At 70.5% G+C, this 16,691-nt stretch carries 11 protein-coding genes and 1 pseudogene; 7 read left to right on the forward strand and 5 right to left on the reverse strand.

Annotated elements, in window-relative coordinates; translation table 11 throughout:
- A pseudogene (locus D7W82_RS08965) lies at positions 1 to 370 on the forward strand (GTP-binding protein); the annotation flags it as partial.
- A 40-nt stretch (positions 371 to 410) separates the two neighbouring features.
- Here the strand turns inward: D7W82_RS08965 and D7W82_RS08970 are convergent.
- Complete coding sequence (locus D7W82_RS08970; RefSeq protein ID WP_120617939.1) at positions 411 to 1,496, reverse strand: DUF4388 domain-containing protein; 1,086 nt, start codon at positions 1,494 to 1,496, stop codon at positions 411 to 413.
- Positions 1,497 to 1,528: 32 nt separating this feature from the next.
- On the opposite strand from D7W82_RS08970, the gene D7W82_RS08975 reads away from it, so the two are divergent.
- From D7W82_RS08975 to D7W82_RS08985, 3 genes are read left to right on the forward strand one after another with little or no spacing between them, the layout of a single operon-like run.
- Positions 1,529 to 2,464 (forward strand): metalloenzyme, encoded by a 936-nt coding sequence (locus tag D7W82_RS08975; RefSeq protein ID WP_120617940.1) that lies wholly within the window; start codon positions 1,529 to 1,531, stop codon positions 2,462 to 2,464.
- An 11-nt stretch (positions 2,465 to 2,475) separates the two neighbouring features.
- On the forward strand, positions 2,476 to 3,453 hold the full coding sequence (locus D7W82_RS08980) for a hypothetical protein (RefSeq protein ID WP_120617941.1): 978 nt from the start codon (positions 2,476 to 2,478) through the stop codon (positions 3,451 to 3,453).
- A gap of 38 nt (positions 3,454 to 3,491) precedes the next feature.
- Positions 3,492 to 6,584 carry an alpha amylase C-terminal domain-containing protein gene (locus D7W82_RS08985; RefSeq protein WP_120617942.1) on the forward strand — a complete coding sequence of 1,031 codons (3,093 nt, stop codon included), beginning with the start codon at positions 3,492 to 3,494 and terminating at the stop codon, positions 6,582 to 6,584.
- Here D7W82_RS08985 and D7W82_RS08990 read toward each other — a convergent pair.
- The 3 genes from D7W82_RS08990 to D7W82_RS09000 all read right to left on the reverse strand — a co-directional run bounded on the left by D7W82_RS08990 (position 6,581) and on the right by D7W82_RS09000 (position 11,890).
- Entirely contained in the window at positions 6,581 to 8,269 is a 1,689-nt protein-coding gene (locus D7W82_RS08990) for a TldD/PmbA family protein (protein WP_120617978.1), read from the reverse strand. The two genes, D7W82_RS08985 and D7W82_RS08990, sit on opposite strands and share 4 nt — an antisense overlap.
- A 153-nt stretch (positions 8,270 to 8,422) precedes the next feature.
- Positions 8,423 to 9,742 carry a nucleotide sugar dehydrogenase gene (locus D7W82_RS08995; protein ID WP_120617979.1) on the reverse strand — a complete coding sequence of 440 codons (1,320 nt, stop codon included), beginning with the start codon at positions 9,740 to 9,742 and terminating at the stop codon, positions 8,423 to 8,425.
- Positions 9,743 to 9,814: 72 nt separating this feature from the next.
- Entirely contained in the window at positions 9,815 to 11,890 is a 2,076-nt protein-coding gene (locus tag D7W82_RS09000; RefSeq protein ID WP_199727713.1) for an alginate lyase family protein, read from the reverse strand.
- 280 nt (positions 11,891 to 12,170) lie between these two features.
- On the opposite strand from D7W82_RS09000, the gene D7W82_RS09005 reads away from it, so the two are divergent.
- The 3 genes from D7W82_RS09005 to D7W82_RS09015 all read left to right on the forward strand — a co-directional run bounded on the left by D7W82_RS09005 (position 12,171) and on the right by D7W82_RS09015 (position 14,052).
- Positions 12,171 to 13,115, forward strand: coding sequence for a histidine kinase dimerization/phospho-acceptor domain-containing protein (locus tag D7W82_RS09005; protein WP_233587390.1), 945 nt, complete (start codon positions 12,171 to 12,173; stop codon positions 13,113 to 13,115).
- Between the two features lie 107 nt (positions 13,116 to 13,222).
- Entirely contained in the window at positions 13,223 to 13,849 is a 627-nt protein-coding gene (locus D7W82_RS09010) for a hypothetical protein (RefSeq protein WP_120617943.1), read from the forward strand.
- Positions 13,846 to 14,052, forward strand: a complete 207-nt coding sequence (locus D7W82_RS09015) for a hypothetical protein (RefSeq protein ID WP_120574963.1) — start codon at positions 13,846 to 13,848, stop codon at positions 14,050 to 14,052. The genes D7W82_RS09010 and D7W82_RS09015 overlap by 4 nt, the downstream gene beginning before the upstream one ends.
- A gap of 92 nt (positions 14,053 to 14,144) precedes the next feature.
- On the opposite strand, the gene D7W82_RS09020 is transcribed toward D7W82_RS09015, so the two are convergent.
- The gene (locus D7W82_RS09020; protein ID WP_120617944.1) at positions 14,145 to 16,682 is read right to left on the reverse strand and encodes a response regulator; all 2,538 of its coding nucleotides are present in this window, start codon (positions 16,680 to 16,682) and stop codon (positions 14,145 to 14,147) included.
- Positions 16,683 to 16,691: the final 9 nt, after the last annotated feature.

The following is a 16,691-nucleotide window of genomic DNA, read 5'->3' on the forward strand; positions in this document are numbered from 1 at the left end:
GCGTGTGGAGCCCGCCGCCGTGGCCATGGCCCCGGCCCCGGGCAGCAAGCTGCTGGGGCCCACGAGCGCGCTGGCGCCGGGGGACCTCTTCGACCACGCCCGGGCCGCGGAGGCCGCCTTCACCGCCGGGGACTACACCACCTGCGTCACCGCCTGCACCGACGCCGTCCGCCGCGCCATGGCGTTCGCGGGTGAAGGCTCCCTGGCCCAGCAGGCCTTCCTGCTGCACGTGGATGGTTCGGACCTGCTGCGCCTGCAGGGCCTGTCCACGCTGCCGCAGCTGCGCGTGGACGACGCGGCGTTCGCGCTCTACGTCCTCATGCAGGTCTTCGTGCGGCTCAACGCCGTGGGGCTTCCGACCGCCGGGTGATTCGCGCGGGGCACGGCTTCCGGGCCGTGCCCCATTGGCTTCAGCGCGGGAGCGTGAGCTCCAGCAGCCCCATCCGGTGCAGCTTCGCCAGCGTCTTGAGCGTCTCCAGCTCGCGTGCGGGGCTGGCCAGCACCAGCGTGGACACGTCCCACGTCCCGCTGACGAGCCCGGCGATCTGCCGCTCCTCCGGCTTGAGCATCACCATCGCCTGCGGGGACTGGATCAGCCGCGGCACCACCAGCGGCGGCAGGTCCGCGTAGAGCGCGGCCACGTGCTCGCGCTGCACCAGGCGCGCGAACTCGCGCACGCGCCGGTCCGCGGGGTCGCTGGCCAGCAGGGACGCGCAGACGATGCCGGCCGCGTCGTACTGGCCCTCGCGCATCAGCACCGCGCCCTTCTCCAGCATCTCCGCCACGGGGTCGGCCTCCACCTGCGGCGCGCCGTCCACCTCCACCAGCTTCGCGCGCAACAGCTCGTGCACCCGGCGCGTCACCGACGAGCGCGACACGCCCATGGACAGCCGCAGCCGCCCCAGGTTCTGCGGCGTCGTCGTCAGCGCCAGGATGATCCGGTGCATCAAGGGCTGGCTGGGGCTGGGCGGCGCCAGCGCCTTCACGCTCAGCGCGTCGATGGGCAGCGCCTTGTCCACGTCCCCCTGCTCGTCCACCCAGCGCAGGGACTCGAAGAGCAGCTCGCGGATGCTCATGTCGGACGGCACCCAGTCCTCACCGGTGCGGTCCGCGTCCTCCGTCCAGTGGAAGGTGCCCTGCCCCGCGATGGTCAGGTCCGTCATCGCCGCGAACAGCTCCTCGCGGCCCAGGTCGCGCACCCACCGCGCCTGCACGCCGTGCGCGTCGAAGGCCGCGTCCACGTCCGGCGTGCGCGCCAGTTCGTCGAACGCCGCCAGCACGCGCGTACCCGTCGCCAGCTTCGGCAGCGACAGCAGGCGGGCCACCCGGCCGCGCAGGCCTTCGCTCGCGGTGGCGCCCACCTGGCCGGACAGGAGGAACAACTTGCGCTCGCCTGCCTCCCACGACAGCTGGAGCGTCCCCGTCTTGCGGGAGCTGTCCAACCATTGAAGGAACTCGGGGAGCGGGTAGCTGAAGAGGTCGCCGTGGATGGCCATGCGTGTCGGATTCGAGGATACAGTCCCGGGCCGTGCGCGTCGCGGTCCTGTTCATCGACGGGGTGGGCATCGGACGGAAGGACCCGGCCGTGAACCCGCTCGCGGACCGGGACCACCTCCTGGCCTGGTTCCAGGACGCCCCCGTCCCCGTCCTGCCCCATGGCGGCGTGGGCCTCCCGGTGGACCCCACCTTCGGCGTGCCCGGCCGGCCCCAGTCCGCCTCCAACCAGACGGCCATCCTCACCGGGGACCCCGCCCCCGTCCTCGTGGGCGGCCACGTGCTGGGCTACCCCAACCCCGCCCTGAGAGACCTCCTCGCGGAGCGCTCCATCGTGCGGCGCCTCAAGGCCGCGGGCCGCACCGCCACCTTCGCCAACGCGTACCCCGCACCGTACCTGGACGCGCTCGGCGTCCCCCGGCGCCCGTCCACGTCCCCGCCGGAGTTCACCCTGCCGGAGCGCGCCGCGCGCAAGGTGCGCCCCTCGGCCGCGAAGCTCGCCTTCGCCGCCGGAGGCGAAGCGCTGCGCACGCTGGACGACGCGCGGGCCGGCGATGGCCTCACCCACGACATCACCGGCGCCGCCGCTCGCGCGCACGGACTGGACGTGCCCCACCGCACGCCCGGCGAAGCCGCGGCCCTCTTCTGGCGCATCGCGGGCCAGGCGGACTTCACCTTCTTCGAGCACTACCTCGCCGACGAGGCCGGCCACGCCCAGGACTTCACGGCCGCCCGCCTGGCGCTCGACACCTTCGACGCCTTCCTGCGCGCCGTGGCCGCCACCCGGCCCGCGGATGCACGGGTGCTGGTGTGCAGTGACCACGGCAACGTGGAGGACCTGTCGGTTCGAGGACACACCGTGCACGCCGTGCCCATGCTCTACTTCGGCCCCTCCGCCCCGGAGGTAGCGTCCTTCTCCACCGTCGCGGACGTGGGCCGCGCGGTGATCCGCTGGCTCGGGGCCAACTAGAGGGACGCTGGATGCGGGTGGGCGGTACCGGACGATGGAGCCAGCTGCCCGCCCTGCTCGCCTTGCTCGGGACGACGCTGCTCCTTTCCGCGTGCGCCTCCGTGCAGAAAGCCCCCAGCCCCGCCGCCACGCTGGCGCTGCCCGGCGGTGAGTTCCTCTTCGAGCACTCCGCGAAGGACGCCCAATCCGCGGACATGGTCCGCCGCGCCGTGGAGAACGCCGCGCCCCAGCTGGCCCGCTGGGGCGCCTTCCAGGAGCCCGTCACCCTGGTCATCCACCCGAACCACGCCGCCCTGGAGCGCGCCGCCCGCCGCTCCGGCTACGACTTCCTGCGCGCCTGGGCCCGCTACGAGCAGGTGGAGGTCCAGAGCCCCCGCACCTGGACGCGCGCAGGCGCCACCCAGAAGCAGGTGGACGAGCTGCTCCTGCACGAGCTCACCCACAGCCTCATGTGGCAGGCGTCCGCCACCGTGTCGGACTGGACGAAGAAGGGCATCCCGCTGTGGTTCAGCGAGGGCATGGCCTCGTACACCGCTGGCCAGGGCTACCGCGTCCCCAGCCTGGAGGACCTGGCCCGCTTCCTCCACCAGTACCCCCAGGCGGATCCGCTCGCCCGCGCCGAGTCGCTCTACGAGACCGAGAACGCCACCGTCTACGGCGCCGCCCACCACGCCTTCACCTTCCTCATGGAGCGCTACGGCGAGAAGCGCGTCCGCGGCGTGCTCGCCGCCATGCGCGGGGGCCACGACTTCACCGGAGGCTTCCAGAAGGCCATCGGCCTGCCCGTGGACGCCTTCCTCCGCGACTTCCGCCGCTACGTGTACCTGCGCGGCTTCAAGGGGGGCCGGCTGACCCTCCCCAAGGCCCTTCCGCCCCCGGAAGTACGCGGAGTTCCTGGGAATCCCCAGCCTGCACCGTCACCCGCCCCACATTCGCCCACTTCCACGCCACCGGACACAACTCCGGGGGCCCCAAGCCCGACAAGTTGAGCAAGCCCGCTATGCGTGGGCCGCCGGAGGATTGCCCCGTGACTGATTCCAAAATCAACCGCCCGAAACTCTCCTCGCCCCCCGCCACGGGTAGCACCACTCCCAACGCCGCCACGCTGGCGGAGCGCCAGAAGGCCGCCGCCGCGAAGGCCGCCGCCGCGAAGCGGAATCAGTCTGGCTTCGAATCCACGCCAGCGGCGGGCGCCCGCGCCCCGGTGGCCGGCACCGGCAACCTGGCCCGCTCCTCCAACGCGAGCGCGCTGCTGGGCGCCGCGCCCACGTCCGCGGTGAAGAACGGCGCGACGGTGGCGAGCCCCACCCCCCGCACCATCACCTTCACGTACGACGCGGGCCCGCACGCGGCGCTCACCAACCCGAAGCTCAAGGGCAGCTGGGACGCGGACGGCCGCTACAACGCGCAGTGGTCCTCCGGCGGCATCCCCATGAAGCCGCTGGGCAACGGCAAGTACGAGGCCACGGTGAAGGTGGCGGACGACGGCCTGGCCCACAACTGGGAGTGGGGCGTCAGCGTGGACGGCCCGTCCGGCAAGGACCAGTGGGCGGTGATGGGCGAGGGCAACCTCAAGCTGGACCTCTCCAAGCCCACCGCGTCCTACTCGCCCACGACGTACCACACGATGGGCGCGCAGAAGTCCGGCCAGGACGTGAACTTCAAGTTCTGGGCGCCGGACGCGCGGGCCGTGCAGGTGAAGGTGACGGACAAGGAGGGCCGCGAGCAGCGCATCCCCATGACGCGCGACGAGGGCGGCAACTGGACCACGCAGGCCAAGGGCGCGTGGGCGAAGATGGAGGGCAAGGCCTACGTCTACGAGGTGGTGGACTCCACGGGCGCCGTCAGCGACAGGCCGGACCCCTACGCGCGCCGGATGATGGGCGAGCAGCGCGGCCTGGACCGGCTCTACCTGGACCCCACGCGCGGCAAGGAGGTGGACCGCTACTTCCCCGGCGCCACCGGCCTGATGCGCTTCGACATCGACAGCGCGGAGGACGCGGACAGCGCGTACCTCGTCCTCAAGGATGGCGACGGCAACCCGCTCAACAAGCAGCAGCTCCAGGAGCGCCTGGGCAAGTTCGACGACACCCTCATCGACAAGCTGCACGGCGGGAAGCTCAACGACTTCTGGTCGCGCAACGTCTCCGACGACGGCCGCATCAAGATGACGAACCAGGCCGGCGCGTGGACGGCGCTCATCAACGACCCGGACAAGCTCGTCGGCCTGCGCTACGAGTTCCAGGTGTTCGACAAGGACGCGCAGGGCAAGCTGCACCTGCGCGACGACGTGAACAACGACGGCAAGCTGTCCGACGTGGAGCGCCGGGCGTCCGCGGAGAACGACCCCTGGAGCAACCTCATCACCAAGGGCAGCGGCGTGGACTTCCGCGGCTCCATCCTCACCGACCCCACGACGTTCCAGTTCAAGAACGACGACGTCCCGCGTGAGAAGGATCCGTCCAAGTGGGTGGTGTACCAGCTCCACGTGGGCAGCTTCCTGGGCGAGGCGGGCAACGCCAACCGCTCCACCATGGAGGACATGATCAAGAAGCTGGATTACTTCAAGGAGCTGGGCGTCACCACGCTGGAGCTGTTGCCCACCAACGAGGTGGAGGGCCCGCGCAACTGGGGCTACCTGGGCGTCAACAGCCTGGCCACGGAGAGCTCCTTCGGCTTCGAGGACGAGAACGGTCAGTGGGTGGAGGGCGATGAGGCCCTCAAGCGCTTCATCGACGCGGCCCACGGCAAGGGCCTGAACGTGGTGTCGGACGTCGTCTACAACCACGTCTTCGGCGACCACAACGGCCTGTGGAACGTGGGCGGCCCCAGCAACCCCTACTTCAACTGGGCCAAGGAGCCCGGCCAGTTCGAGCAGCGCGACACCCCGTGGGGCGCCGTGCCCGCGTACAACACGCCGCAGGTGAAGCAGCTCTTCGTGGACCACGCCGTGCAGCAGATCGCCGAGCTGAAGTTCGACGGCCTGCGCTTCGACTTCACGGAGCCCATCAAGGGCACGGGCGGCAAGGACGGCTGGGAGATGCTCCGGGAGATCAACCGCCAGGTGCACTTCCTCAACCCCAACGCGTGGACCGTGGCGGAGCAGTTCGACTATGAGCCGGACATCTCGCGCCCGGCGAAGCCGGACGGCACGGGCGGCGGCTTCGACGCCCAGTGGTACACGGAGTTCCAGCACAAGCTGGTGCGCGACAACAGCAAGCCGGGCCTCATCCAGGCCGCCGCGCGCGGGATGAAGACGGACGTGGACGGGTTCGTGAACCTGATGACGAACCCGCGCGGCCTGGACGGCTGGAAGCACGCGCTGTCCATCATCTCCAACCACGACGAGGTGGGGAACGCGGAGCGCACCCTGGACACCGCGGAGGGCGCCAACCCCACCGACTTCCCGGACAACTGGTCGCGCGGCGCCGCCCGCTTCGCCGCCGGCATCGGCATGGCCGGCCCCGGCATCCCCATGTTCTTCCAGGGTGACGAGTTCGGCGCCCAGAACCCCTTCAAGTGGGGCAACCCGTCCACCTGGGACAGCGACTGGAGCTGGCAGGACATCGGCAAGGACGTGGACTTCGGCAAGGTGACGTTCAACGACACCACCAAGGCCACCTACGAGCGCCTCTTCACGCTGTCCCCGGACGCGCGCGCGAAGGACAGCGCGTACAAGGCCTTCTCCGCGGACGACAAGAAGCTGTTCGCGGAGGTGGCAGCCCTGCCCGCCTCCGAGCGCAGGGACGCGATGCTGGACGTCACCCGCCGGCAGTCCTTCAGCTTCTACAAGGACTCCATCGGCCTCAGGAACAGCAGCGACGCATTCAGCGCCGCGGCCGAGGTCAAGCGCGTCTACACCCACAACGACGACAGCGTGATGGCCTTCACGCGCAAGTCGGGCAACGAGGAGTTCCTCGTGGTGGGCAGCCTCAACAAGAAGAACCTGGAGGGCTACTCGCTGCCGCTGCCCCCGGGCCAGTGGAAGGAAGTGCTGAACAGCGACGCCGCGGTGTACGGCGGCGGCAACTTCGGCAACTACGGCGCCACGCTGAACGGCGGGAACACCCCGGTGAACATCCCCGCCGGCGGCTACGTGGTGATGAAGAAGGTCGGCTAGTCCTTCTTCGCCTCCGGTCCGGCCGCTCCCTTCACCGGGGCGGCCGGGCCAGGCAAGAGCGGCGGCCGGTCCTTGCCCTCCATGGCGCGCTGAAGCTCCAGCTCCTGGAGCAGCACCGCGGGCGCCACGGTGGACACGGGCACGTTGCCGCTCTCCGCGCCGCAGAAGCCGTTGAACACGCCCAGGCGCTGGCCCGTGGCGAGGATGCGGTTCACCGACGACAGCGGCGTGCCCACGATTTCCACCCCGCGCACCAGCGTCTCCTCTCCGGTCTTCACGTCCACGCGGTACACCATGCGCGGCACGCCCTTGAAGGCCTGGTAGCCGTAGCTGGACGTGTTGGTGTTGCCGCCGGTGATGTCGCGGATGATGAGCCCGTACGGCTTGCCCTGCCGCTTCGCCTCCGCGATGAGCAGCTTCTTCAGCTCCGCGTCGCTCACCTGCTTCGTGCTGTCGACAATCAGGTTCGCCATGCGCGCCACCGGCTGGAGCGTGCCCTGGCCGCGCCCGTGGCCGTTGGATTTGGGGAAGCCCTCCACCGGGTGACGGCTCATCAGGTAGCCCTTGAGCACGCCCTTCTCCACCAGGATCACCGGCTGAGCCTTCACGCCCTCCTCGTCGTAGAGGTAGAAGCCGTTGAGCGGCTCGCCGTTCACCTCGCGCCGGGACGGATCATCCCGCAGCGACAGGAAGGCCGGGAGGATCTGTTTGCCCTCCTGTCCCTTGAACGTCTTGCCGTCGGTGTCGCCATCCTGCCGGTCTGCTTCCAGCCGGTGGCCCAGCGTCTCGTGGAAGAGCACGCCCGCGGCCTCTGGCGCCAGGATGGCCGGGCCCGCGTACGGGGTGATGGCCGGCGCCTGTCGCAGCGCGAGCAATTCATCGATGACCTTTTGCGCCGCCGCGTGCACCCGCGCTTCGTCGGGCATCCCTGCTTCCGTGGGCAGGTAGAAGCTGCGCGAGTTGTCGAGCAGCTGCCCGTCCGGCGCGCGCGTCACCGCGGAGACATGGAACGCGTACAGCGTCTCCTCCGTGATGAGGCGCGTGCCTTCCGAGGACACGAACAGCCGGGTGACCTTGTCCGCGGTGATGCGGACCTCCGAATCGAACAGCTCAGGGTGCGCGTTGAAGCGCTCGGACACGTCGCGCGCCAGCTTGCGCCACTTCTGCCGGTCGAACGGGAACGCCACCGGCGGCTGCACGTAGGTGGCCGGCGTCTCCCTGGAGAAGGACGCGGGGCGCTTGGGGTCCTCCACCGAGTAGACGTCCTCGCCCTTCTTCTTCAGGTACTGGAAGAGGGCGGCCTTGTACTTCTCGTCGGTGACGAGCCACAGCGCCGTGCGCAGCGCGAGCGGCGAGTCGTCCTGCGGCCCGTCCTTGCGCGCGGTGAAGCTGGAGCCCTTGCTGGTGCTGAAGCCGAAGTCGAGCGAGTCCGCCACGGAGCTGTCGTAGTCGTAGCTGCCCACGCGCACGTCCACGCCCAGCTTGCGCTCGCGGTAGTCGTCGTCCTGGAACAGCGCTCCATAGCGCGCGATGATCAACCGCGACTCGTAGTCCTTCACGCCGTAGCTCAGGAAGTACGGCGCTTCATGGCCGCTTACCTTGAGCTGCTGCTGGTTGCGCTGGAGCTCCGCGCTCATCGCGTCCAGCAACGGGGCGCGAGGGTCGGGAGCAGGCGCCGCGCCCATCAGGAAGGACGCGGCCAGGAACAGCGGGAACAGGGGACGGGAGGAGCCAGGCACGGCCACGCACTGTAGCCAGAAACACGGCGAGGGCCCTCCCCTCACGCTCTTGCGTGAAGCGAGGACCCTCCTGCCCGCATGCTCGGTTCGCTACGGGCCTTAAGCCTTGACGATCTTCTCGCGGCCCTGGGTGACGGCCTTGGTCGCGTTGCGCGTGTCGACGACGATGTTCGAGCGCTGGACCAGCTCGTTGTAGTCGATGTGCGAGTGGTCCGTGAGGATCATCACCGCGTCGTACTGGCCAAGCGTCTCCGGGTCGAGCGGGACGGACTTCATCTCCATGTTGAAGCCGTGGCCCTTGTGCAGCTCCTTCACGAACGGGTCGTGGTAGGCGATCTCCGCGCCCTTCTCCTTGAGGAGCGTCATCACGCGCAGCGACGGGGACTCGCGGTGGTCGTCGATGTCCTTCTTGTACGCCGCGCCGATGCAGAGGACCTTCGCGCCGTTGAGCACCTTCTTGTTCTGGTTGAGCGCCTCCATCGTGCGCTGCACCACGTAGTAGGGCATCTGCCAGTTCACCTCACCGGCCAGCTCAATGAACTTGGTGTGGAACTCGAACTCGCGCGCCTTCCACGTCAGGTAGAACGGGTCAATGGGGATGCAGTGCCCGCCCAGGCCGGGGCCCGGGTAGAAGGGCTGGAAGCCGAAGGGCTTGGTGCTGGCGGCCTGGATGACCTCCCACACGTCCACGTTCATGCGGTCGCAGAGCATCTTCATCTCGTTGACCATGGCGATGTTCACGCAGCGGTAGATGTTCTCCAGCAGCTTGGCCAGCTCCGCCACGCGCGTGGACGACACCGGCACCACTTCCTTCAGCGCGCTGCCGTAGAGGGCGACCGCCACCTCGAGGCACGCGGGCGAGTAGCCGCCCACGACCTTCGGAATCGTCTTCGTATTGAAGCCCTTGTTGCCCGGGTCCTCGCGCTCGGGGCTGAAGGCCAGGAAGAAGTCCACGCCCGCCTTGAGGCCGTTCTTCTCCAGCAGCGGCTTCAGCACCTCCTCCGTGGTGCCCGGGTAGGTGGTGGACTCCAGGATGAAGAGCTGGCCGGGGCGCACGTACGGCGCCAGGGCCTCGCCCGTCTGGATGATGAAGGTCATGTCCGGCTCACGCGACGCCGTCAGCGGCGTGGGCACGCAGATGACCACGCAGTCCAGCTCGCGCGACTTCGCGAAGTCGTTGGTCGCCTTGAGCTTGCCGGCGTTGGTGAGCTCCGCCAGCGGCGCGCTGGGGATGTGCTTGATGTAGCTCTCACCCTTGGCGATCTTGTCGATCTTGCGCTGGTCGACGTCCAGCCCCGTGACCGGGAAGCCCGCTTCCGCGAAGGCCATGCCCAGCGGAAGACCGACGTACCCGAGACCCACCACGCCCACCTTCGCTTCCCGATTCTGAATCCGACCCAGCAACGGGTTGCCAACCATCACGCGCATTGTCGTTACTCCCCAGCAGTTGACGTGCGGCCTCGCCGGCTCACACGTCCCGACCCACACCAATCACCTGAAGACGAACACCCACCCCAACCATGCCGGAGGCGTCAGCTGCCTCCGGAACTCCACCGACACCGCCGGCACCACGCGCCCATACGCGGGCGAGTAGCGAGACGGCACGAGCAGGGTCTCCAACCCCTGCCCGAAGAGCACCCAACCCGCGGGTGCATCCGCCGGACCAATCTCCAGGGCCCGTGCATCGAAGGCCTCCGGGCCCTCCTGCACGCGCCCCGCCCGCGCCACCACTTCCGCCGCGGGCTGGCACCACCGCGCCTGCGCATCCGGCAGGTGCAAACGTCCGACCACCTCATGACGGCCCGTTCCGACGAGCCGGTCCCCCACGGCCAGCGCGCGCACGTGCCGGTCGAGGAAGAAGGTCCTCTCAATCCCTACCGGGGCCGGCAGGTGGCGGTAGCCGTCATGGCGCACCACCAGCCGGTCATGCTTCGCGCCGGGCTGGAAGGCCACGACGCGAGCCCGGGCATCCTCCGGCAGCGCGAACAGCCGCGCCGGATCCAACGGGGCCTGCTCCGCCCCATCCACCTGAAGCGTGTTGTGCGCCGCGGTGCTCCGCATCGCGTTGCGCAGGGCCGGATCCCGCGTGTACGAACCCGTGCCTGAATCGACGATGACAGGGCGGCCGGCGAGGTGAAGCTCGAAGGAGAGCTTGTCGTTGTGGCTGTGTCCTCCGACGCCCCGCTGCCCCTGTTTTCCGGCCGAGACGGTGAGCACGGCACCCTCACCGCGCAAGATGTGGAAGCCACCTTCCGAAAAGCTTACCGACGCGGGCGCGGGAGCCACGGACAGCGCGTTGAAGCGCACCAGGCCCGCGTCGCCCAGGAGCCACGCCGCCTCGTCCGGGAACACGCCGCCGCCCAGCCCCGCATCGTTGAAGAGCGCCGCGCCCAGCCCCGCGAGGTAGCTGTGATCTCCGTCCTCGCGCTCCTGGAACGGGAACACACGGCCGCTGTCGTTGTCGCCAATCTGGGGCGCCAGGCCGGACTCTGAAGACCACGCGCGGGCCGCGACGAACATCAATCGCAGACGCGACTCATACGCGGGGCCCAGGGACACGCCCGCGCCGCGAGCGACGAGATAGGCCAGGGTGAAGAGCTCCACCGACAGGCGGTGGTAGGGAATGGAGCCCTCGAAGGACGTGCCCTCGGGGTGGACCTGCGCCTCCATCTGCGCGCGCAGGCCGTTGGCCGCGAGCGCCACCTGTCGAGGCGCGCTGGGCAGCTCCGGGAAGAGCAGCCCCACCACCGCGAGCCCCACGTAGTTGGAGACGAGGTGGTTGTTGGGCACCGCGCTGGTGTCCTCCTGGTGGGCCTCCACCCAGGCGCAGTGCTCCGCGAGCGCGCCCAGCACGGGCACCAGGAACTCCGGACGGCGCACCGCTGGCGCGTCCGCGAACATCACCAGCGCCTGCGCGAGGTTGGCAGCGCGCAGGGCAATCTCCATGGGGCACGTCCAGTGGACGCCCATGCCCACGGGGTTCGCCTGAAGGAAGTCCAGCGTCTGCGCGACGAAGGCCGTGGCGAAGCGCGAGCGCTCCGCTTCGGTGTCCGCCACCCACGCGCCCTGGGCCAGGGCCAGCGCGCTGTCCAGCCGGGCCATCACCCACGGGTACTTCGGATCCATGCCCGTCACGTGCAGCGGCATGCGCTCCACGGGGTCCACCGGATAGTGCCGGCCGCTCACCGGCTCCAGGGACCAGTCCACCGGCTTGCATTCACCGAAGGCCACCTGCGTGCCGAAGACGTCCCACTCCTGACGGAGCGCCTTCGCGGCGCGCTCCAGCGTGCGCGCCTTCGCGCCCGGGAGCTTCTGGATGGCGGCGCGAGCGGACTCGCGCTGCGACAGCTCGCACCAGGCCCGCGACGTGCGGTGATCCAGCGCGAGCGTCACCAGCTCCTCGGCGCGCGTGGCGCCGAACGACTCCAGCAGCTGCGCTTCGTCCACCTGCTCGCGGCGGCGGTACAGCGCCTGCCGTGCGACCTTCTGGACCCGGCGGACCGCGCTCTTCGCGAGCGCCCCAGGCGCCATCCGAGCCATCGTCGCGTAGTAATCGAGAGTACCCATCCGCCCCTTCCCGCCCAGCCTGACGTGGGCAGGTGATAGCAAGCGGCTGGCCAAAGCCTTTTCCCAGCAAGAGCAAGGGTTTGGCGTGAGGGGCCTGCCCGAATGGCGGTAAAAATGTCCGCCCGTACCGATCACCGTGGGTAAAGGATTGCTGCCTGGTGCGGAACGGAAGTGCTCCCTGGTGGAGCCATTGCGCCTCTTGACGGGCATGGCCATTCCTTGGCGCGTGCGGGCTGGGGCTTGGATGGGGCGGCGCATCGAGGACGACCTCGATGCCAGGATGGAAACGACGCTGACGGCGGTGGCCGAGCAGGCGCTGCGCGGAGGAACGCGCGCGGGCCTGGAGGCTCTCCTCAAGGCGTCCTTGCGGCTGACCGGCGCGACCGGCGCGGCCCTCTATGAAGGACGCGTGTGCGTGATGAAGGTGGGGAACGTCCCCGCCCGTCGCGCGGAGGCTTCGAAGCGGCCCACCCTCTTGGAGCTATGGCCCGCGCCACAGACGACGTCGCAGCGGAGCGTGGTGAAGCGCTTCAGCGCGTTCGCCCCGGCGCTGCTCGCGGCGCACGCACGCGAGGTGGCCCAGGGTGCACGTCAGGCCCGGCTGCTGGAAGCGAAGCAGCGCCTGGAGCGCACCGTGGCGGCGCAGGACAAGCGGCGCTCACGCGCGGCGCACGACCTGCGCACGCCGCTGATGGTCATCAAGGGTTACGTGGACATGATGATCAAGGGCACCGGCGGACCGCTGGGCCCGCAGGCGCAGCGCTACCTGGAGCGGATCGCCAAGGTCGCCGCGGATCAGAAGGAGCTCATCGACCGGCGCCTGGCCCCCCCCGTGCCGGGCCTGGATGACCTGCGCCCTGTCCTGACGCACGCCTTCGCGCCCACGCGAGGCCGCGCCGCCGCCACGCTGACGCTGCCCGCGGAACGGACCGTGCCGGTGCGGGGAGCCCGGGCGGACTGGGAGCTGCTCGCCCGCACGCTGGCCAGGGGCACCGCTGGCGCCGTGGCCGTGGACGTCCACCTGGGCCCGGCCCAGGAGGCCTCCCAGTGGCTGCTGCGCGTCCGGGCCTGCCCTGGCGCGGCCCTGACGGCGCGGGCGCAGGCCATGCTCCAGCAGCTCGCGGAGCGCCTGGGAGGCACGCTGGCCGTGGCGGTGGAGCCCCGGCTGGAGCTCACCCTGGTGCTGCCAGGGGATGACGCCTTTCCTGTACCCGCCCACCGCTAGGGGACATCGGGCCAGCGCATGAAAGGTAGGCGGAGGTCGCAACTCGCCTACCCGCCAGTGCGATAAAAGGGAAAGCGGTTTTCCTTCCTGACCCCGAGAGCCTCCCCATGAAGCTCAACCGAAGCTCGAGCGTGCGCTCCACGCAGTCGACGCCGCAGCCGCGTCGCGGCAACTCCCTGGACGCGAAGCCCAACACGACGACGTCGCCGTCCTCGACGCCGACGAAGCCCACCCGGTCGAACTCCGCGCCTCCGACGGCCAACCGGCCGCCTTCCGACGTGTCCCCCGGCAGCCCGTCGCGCACGCGCCCGCGCAACCCGGAAGGGGCGGCGAAGGTGAACGGCACGGACGCGGGCGCCGCGAAGAAGCCCACGACCAACAGTGAGATCCGCGCCTGGTACAAGCAGCAGGTCGCCGGCATCCCCGCGAACGACGCGAAGCTGGCGGCACAGGGCGCATCGCTGGAGGACCGCGCGAAGGCCGCGCACGCCATCCGCCACAAGGCCCGCGTGGACGCGCGTCAGTTCATGGGCACGTTCGAATCCGCGCTGCTCAAGGCGCGCGACTTCTTCAAGTACGGCCGGCTGGACGGCCCCTCGTTCGAGCAGCTCGTCGGTGAGGCCAAGAAGGGCGGCTTGAGCGAGGCGCAGGCGTACGACAAGATCATCAACAGCTCGCAGCGTACCAACCAGGCCGTGGACAACATCTACGCCAAGCCACAGGCAAAGCTATGAACGCTGATCAACTGATGAAGCAGAAGCTGGAGTGGGTGAAGACGTCGGACCCGCTCCACCCGCTGCGCACCAAGGCGGAGGGCAAGGAGCTGCGCCTGCGCATCGGCGACTTCCCCGAGGAGTCCATGTACACGCTGCTCGTCGACGACCAGGAGGTCACCGAGTTCGACGACTGGCCCAAGGCGTGGGTCCGCCCGCGCTGAAGCGCCGCGCGGCTGAAAAGAACAGACGCCCTGTCCCTCGCTCTTGAGCGAAGGACGGGGCGTCGTCGTCTCCAGGCCACCCTGCCCGGCCTTCAGCCCGGCAGCAGCTGGCGCACGAGCTCCAGGAGCTTGCCGCGCTCCACCTCGCGCTTGACGAGGTAGCCGTCCGCGCCCGCCTCCAGACCGGCCGCGCGGTCCTCGTTGCTGTCCAGCGACGTCACCAGGATGATGGGCGTGCGCCGGAACATGGGGTGGCCCTTGATCCGCCGCGCCAGTCCCACGCCGTCCAGCCGGGGCATCTGCCAGTCGCTGACCACCAGGTGGCAGTGCACGCGCTCCAGCACCTGCCACGCCTCCTCGCCGTCCGACGCCGTCACCACCGGGTAGCCGGCGATCTCCAGCAGGGACTTCATGGCGAAGCGCGTGGTGAGCGAGTCGTCGCACACCAGGATGCGCGGCAGCTTGGATTCGCCGCTGGAGGTGCGCGTGTCCGGCTTGGCCGCGCGCAGCAGCTCCGGCGCGTTGAGCACCGGCACCACGCGGCCGTCGTCCAGCACCGCCGCGCCCGCCAGGTGCGTGACGTCCCGCAGGTGCTTGCCCAGCGAGCGGACCACCAGCTCCTGCTGCCCCACCACCTCGTCGATGGCGTACAGCACGCGCTCCTCGCCCAGCGACAGCAGCACCGCGGTCTGCCGCCGGCCCGACTCCAGCGCGAGCGGCATGCGCGGCAGGCCGATGGCCTCCGACAGCGACAGGAACGTGAGCTGCTCGCCGTCCAGCCGCGCCACCACGCGCCCCGCCACCGTGCCCACGTCGTCCGCGTCCAGCCGCAGCACGCGCTTCACGGTGTCGGAGGGAATCGCGGTGACGGTGGTGCCGGTGCGCACCAGCAGGCCCAGCGCCGCCGCGAGCGTCAGCGGCAGGTCCACGATGAAGCGCGTGCCCTTGCCGGGCGTGAACTCCACGTCCACGCTGCCCTGCAGCCGCTGCGCGGTGGCCAGCACCACGTCCAGGCCGACTCCACGACCCGACGTGGACGTCACCTCGTCGCGCGTGGAGAAGCCCGGCTGGAAGATGAGCCGCGCGGCCTGCGTGTCCGACAGCTTGTCCGCCGCCTCCTGGGTCATCAGGCCCCGGCGCACCGCCGTCGCGCGCACGCGCAGCGGATCCAGGCCCCCGCCGTCATCCTCCACGATGACGCCAATGCGCGTGCCCCGCGCCTCCACCCGCACCACCAGCCGGCCCGTCTCCGACTTGCCCGCCGCCTTGCGCGCCGCGGGCATCTCCAGCCCGTGGTCGATGGCGTTGCGCACCAGGTGCACCAGCGGATCCTTCAGCGCGTCCACGATGCGCCGGTCGAGCCGCACGTCGGTGCCGCCCAGCTCCAGCGCCACCTCCTTGCCCAGCCGCGAGGCCGTCTCGCGCACCGTGCGGCGCAGGGGCTCCAGCACCTGCGAAGCCGGCACCATGCGCAGGTCGCGCAGGTCGTCGCGGATGACCTGGCCCACCAGCGCCTGCTGCTCGCCGTCGCGGTGCGCCTCCTTCGCCTGCTCCAGCAGGCGCTTCTGCATCGTGCGCATCAGGCCCAGGCCCGTGCGCAGCGGCTCCAGCGCGGATCCGCCGCCGGACATGGCCAGCTGCGACGCGGCGCGCTCCAGGTGCAGCAGCACCTCATGCGCCTGATCCGTCAGCGACCGGAAGCCCTCCGTGCGCCGGCCCTGCTGCGCCCGCCCGGACACCAGGTGCTCCACCTGGAGCGCCAGCGAGTCCAGCGTCTTCACCGACACGCGCACCGCGCGGTCCACCGTCCCGGCGCGGCCCTCGGGAGCCGGGGTGCTCGCGCGCGCCACGGGCTTCGCGACGGGGGCCGGGGCCAGCTTCACGGGCTCGGGCTCCGGGACCGCGGCAGCGTCCTCCGCCACGCTCAGCGCCATGCGCAGGTCCACCAGCGCGCCCGCCACCTCGGACGCCGCCTGTCCCGCCGCGTCCCCACCCTCCTCCATGCGCGTGAAGCCCAGCGCCGCGGCCTCCGCCAGCGAGGCCACCGCGTCCGCCTGGACGGCCTCCGCGCTCTGGCGCAGGGCGTGCGCCTGGTCCACCGCCGCGCGCACCGCGCCCGCCCGGTCCTCCACCTTGGGGGACACCAGCGTGCTCAGCGCCGCCTCCAGCGCCACCAGCGCCTTCAGCCCGTCCTCGCCCAACGGGCCGTTGATGGCGGCGTCGTCGGACCCGGGGGCGGCCGGCTCCTCGTGGCCCAGGGCCTTGAGCAGCGAAGCCACGCCGTCCACCACGGGCTGTTCACCCGCGTCGCCCCGGTTGAGGGCGTTCTCGATGGCGGAGAGGCCCCGAAGCATCGCCTCCACGGCGCCCCGGGAGATGGGCTGATCCACGTCGACGTGGGACAGCCCGTCTTCAATGGCGTGGACGATGCGTTCGATGTCGTCCAGCCCCAGGCTCGCCGCGGAGCCCTTGAGGCTGTGCACCACGCGCTTGAGCGACGGCAGCAGGTCCGCGTCGCGGGCGCTGGCCGGCTGCTCCAGCCCCAGCACCTTCGACCCGATGGCCTGAATCTGCTCGCGCGTCTCCGCGGCGAACACCGGCCAGATGCTGCGCAGCAACTGCGGATCCATGAAACCCCA

Source organism: Corallococcus sp. CA049B, from assembly GCF_003611685.1.
Classification (GTDB): domain Bacteria; phylum Myxococcota; class Myxococcia; order Myxococcales; family Myxococcaceae; genus Corallococcus; species Corallococcus coralloides.

Bases quoted from the DNA above. Each gene is read 5' to 3' on its own strand.
- D7W82_RS09010 (WP_120617943.1), top strand. From the start codon at position 13,223: ATGAAGCTCAACCGAAGCTCGAGCGTGCGCTCCACGCAGTCGACGCCG.
- D7W82_RS08980 (WP_120617941.1), top strand. From the start codon at position 2,476: ATGCGGGTGGGCGGTACCGGACGATGGAGCCAGCTGCCCGCCCTGCTC.
- D7W82_RS08995 (WP_120617979.1), bottom strand. From the start codon at position 9,742: ATGGTTGGCAACCCGTTGCTGGGTCGGATTCAGAATCGGGAAGCGAAG.
- D7W82_RS09020 (WP_120617944.1), bottom strand. From the start codon at position 16,682: ATGGATCCGCAGTTGCTGCGCAGCATCTGGCCGGTGTTCGCCGCGGAG.
- D7W82_RS09015 (WP_120574963.1), top strand. From the start codon at position 13,846: ATGAACGCTGATCAACTGATGAAGCAGAAGCTGGAGTGGGTGAAGACG.
- D7W82_RS08990 (WP_120617978.1), bottom strand. From the start codon at position 8,269: ATGGGCGCGGCGCCTGCTCCCGACCCTCGCGCCCCGTTGCTGGACGCG.
- D7W82_RS09000 (WP_199727713.1), bottom strand. From the start codon at position 11,890: ATGGGTACTCTCGATTACTACGCGACGATGGCTCGGATGGCGCCTGGG.
- D7W82_RS09005 (WP_233587390.1), top strand. From the start codon at position 12,171: ATGGAAACGACGCTGACGGCGGTGGCCGAGCAGGCGCTGCGCGGAGGA.
- D7W82_RS08970 (WP_120617939.1), bottom strand. From the start codon at position 1,496: ATGGCCATCCACGGCGACCTCTTCAGCTACCCGCTCCCCGAGTTCCTT.